3 protein-coding genes are annotated in these 3,015 nt (G+C 68.1%); all 3 read left to right on the top strand.

The genetic code is table 11. The annotated features are described in order from the left end of the window. The first annotated feature begins 81 nt into the window (after window positions 1-81). The 3 genes from QRO93_RS09305 to mdtD all read left to right on the top strand — a co-directional run bounded on the left by QRO93_RS09305 (window position 82) and on the right by mdtD (window position 2,932). A complete protein-coding gene (locus tag QRO93_RS09305) occupies window positions 82-321 on the top strand; it encodes a WGR domain-containing protein (RefSeq protein WP_019660053.1) in 240 nt (79 codons plus the stop codon). 26 nt (window positions 322-347) lie between these two features. Then, the gene (hemE, locus tag QRO93_RS09300) at window positions 348-1,430 is read left to right on the top strand and encodes a uroporphyrinogen decarboxylase (protein WP_180879277.1); all 1,083 of its coding nucleotides are present in this window, start codon (window positions 348-350) and stop codon (window positions 1,428-1,430) included. Window positions 1,431-1,522: 92 nt separating this feature from the next. Beyond that, window positions 1,523-2,932 (top strand): multidrug transporter subunit MdtD, encoded by a 1,410-nt coding sequence (gene mdtD, locus QRO93_RS09295; RefSeq protein ID WP_053512070.1) that lies wholly within the window; start codon window positions 1,523-1,525, stop codon window positions 2,930-2,932. Window positions 2,933-3,015 lie beyond the last annotated feature (83 nt).

Genomic DNA, 3,015 nt, shown 5'->3' with positions numbered 1-3,015 from the left:
CCCGTTGCTGACATTGCCGGCCAGCGGCCGGCACTACCGCGTTGCGGCAGGGGTCACCCGTGCCCCGCTACAATCAGTGCCATGCACGTCTACCTGCAACATCCCGATGCCGGTGCGCAGGCGCCGCGCTTCCTGCGCCTGAGCCTGCAGCCGGACCTGTTCGGCGGTTGGGAACTGCTGCGCGAGAGCGGTCGCGTCGGTGGCCGCTCGCAGCTTCGGCGCGAGCTGTTCCTGCAGGCCGATGAAGCACGCCATGCCTTCGAGAAGGCCCGTGATGCCGAACTGCATCGCGGCTTCCAGATCCTTTCGCACGGCGACTGACGCCGCTGCCAACTTTCGCCCAAGGAATGCCCATCGTGACCAGCCCTCTCCGCAACGATCGCCTGCTGCGCGCCCTGCGCCGCGAACCGGTGGACTGCACCCCCGTCTGGTTGATGCGCCAGGCCGGCCGCTACCTGCCGGAATACCGTGCGACCCGGGCCAAGGCCGGCAGCTTCCTGGCCATGGCCAAGACCCCGGAGATCGCCTGCGAAGTCACCCTGCAGCCGCTGCGCCGCTTCCCGCTGGACGCGGCCATCCTGTTCTCGGACATCCTCACCATTCCCGATGCGATGGGCCTGGAGCTGTACTTCGTCGAAGGCGAAGGCCCGAAATTCCGCCACCCGGTGCGCGATCAAGCCGCCATCGCCAGGCTGGCAGTGCCGGACATGGAACAGGATCTGGGCTATGTGATGGACGCGGTGCGTCTGATCCGCCGCGAGCTGGACGGCCAGGTGCCGCTGATCGGCTTCTCCGGCAGCCCGTGGACACTGGCCTGCTACATGGTGGAAGGCGGCGGCAGCAAGGACTTCGCGCGCATCAAGGCGATGGCGCTGAACCACCCGCAGGCCCTGCACCGCTTGCTGGAAGTGACCACCGAGGCGGTGATTGCCTACCTCGGCGCGCAGCGCACGGCCGGTGCGCAGGCGCTGCAGGTGTTCGACACCTGGGGCGGCGTGCTGTCGCCGGCGATGTACCGCGAGTTCTCGCTGCGCTACCTGCAGCGGATTGCCCAGGGCCTGGACCGTGGCGAAGGCAACGAGCGTACCCCGCTGATCCTGTTCGGCAAGGGCACCGGCCTGCACCTGGAAGCGCTGTCGCAGACCGGCGCCGATGCGCTCGGCCTGGACTGGACGCTGGACCTGGACGAGGCCCTGCGCCGCACCGGCGGTCGCGTCGCCCTGCAGGGCAACCTCGACCCGACCACACTGTACGCCTCGCCCGATGCCATCGCCGCGGCCGCCGCGCGCGTGCTCGACACCTACGCCGCCGGCAATGGCGGTTCGCGCGAGGGCCACGTGTTCAACCTCGGCCACGGCATGTCACCGGACATGGACCCGGCACACGTGCAGGTACTGGTCGACGCGGTGCACGCGCACAGCCAGCGCTGAGCATTGCGCAGGCAACCACGGCGCGATGTTGATCGCGCCGTGACCCGCATTGCGCGATCATGGCATCCCCCACGCTGCACCGGCCGCACGCCATGTCCACATCGCCATCGAACTACGCCCGCCACCGCCCCCTGCTGTGGCTGGTGTCGCTGGCGATCTTCATGCAGATGCTGGATTCGACCATCGTCAACACGGCGCTGCCGGCGATGGCGGCCAGCCTGGGCGAAAGCCCGCTGCAGATGCAGTCGGTGGTGTTCAGCTACGCGCTGGCGGTCGCCACCTTCATCCCGGCCTCCGGCTGGATCGCCGACCGCTATGGCACGCGGCGCACCTTCCTGGTGGCGATCATCCTGTTCACTCTCGGCTCGTTGGCCTGCGCGCTGGCCCAGCACCTGCACCAGCTGGTCGGTGCGCGCGTGCTGCAGGGCATCGGCGGCGCGATGCTGCTGCCGGTCGGTCGCCTGGCGGTGATGCGTTCGGTGTCGCGCGAGGATTTCCTGCGCGCAATGAGCTTCATCGCCATTCCGGCCCTGGTCGGTCCTTTGATCGGCCCGACCCTGGGCGGCTGGCTGGTCGAGATCGCATCCTGGCACTGGGTGTTCCTGATCAACCTGCCGATCGGCGTGATCGGTTTCATCGCCGCGATGAAGATCATGCCCGACCACTACGCCAGCCATCGCACCCGCTTCGACCTGCGCGGCTACGTCATGCTGGCCTTCGCGATGGTGGTGTTGTCGCTGGCGCTGGACGGCATCTCCGGCCTCGGCACGCCGCACGCGCTGGTGATGCTGATGACCGTTGCCGGCCTGGCAGCGCTGGTGGGCTACTGGCTGCACGCGGCCAACTCCACCGCGCCGCTGTTCTCGCTGGCACTGTTCCGCGTGCCCAGCTACCGCATCGGCATCCTTGGCAACCTGTTCTCGCGCATCGGCAGCAGTGCCATGCCGATGCTGATCCCGCTGCTGCTGCAGGTCGGCCTGGGCCTGGGCCCGATGAACGCCGGCCTGATGATGGTGCCCGTCGCTGCGGCCGGCATGGTGTCGAAGAAGCTGGCGGTGAAGCTGGTCGAGCGCTACGGCTACCGCCGCGTGTTGATGGTCAACACCGTGCTGGTGGGGCTGGCGATGGCCAGCTTCATCCTGATGACACCGGGCCAGCACCTGGCGTGGCGCCTGCTGCAGCTGGCGTTCTTCGGTGCGGTCAATTCGCTGCAGTTCACCGTGATGAACACCGTGACCCTGCGCGACCTTGACCGCGAGTTCGCCAGTTCCGGCAACAGCCTGCTGTCGATGGTGATGATGCTCGCCGCCGGTTTCGGTGCCGCCGCGGCGGGCAGCCTGCTGGCTGCGTTCGGTACCCACCTGGACAGCAACAGTGCCACCGCTGCGCTGCATGCCACGTTCCTGTGCGTGGGTGCGATCACGCTGACGTCGACGATGATCTTCTGGCAGTTGCCGGACACCAAGCCGGAGCCACGACAGGTCGAGCACGTAGCGGAGTGAGGGGGGGCGGCAGGGCCTGCGGCCCTGCACCGGCTGCAAGCAACGGCAACGGCCAAAGCCAAAGCAGCATTCCGTGGGGTGGT

Origin of the sequence: Stenotrophomonas maltophilia group sp. Smal17 (assembly GCF_030237045.1) — a bacterium.
Taxonomy (GTDB): domain Bacteria; phylum Pseudomonadota; class Gammaproteobacteria; order Xanthomonadales; family Xanthomonadaceae; genus Stenotrophomonas; species Stenotrophomonas forensis.
Note: the sequence above shows the minus strand (reverse complement) of the source record. Positions and strands in the feature narration are given on the sequence as shown.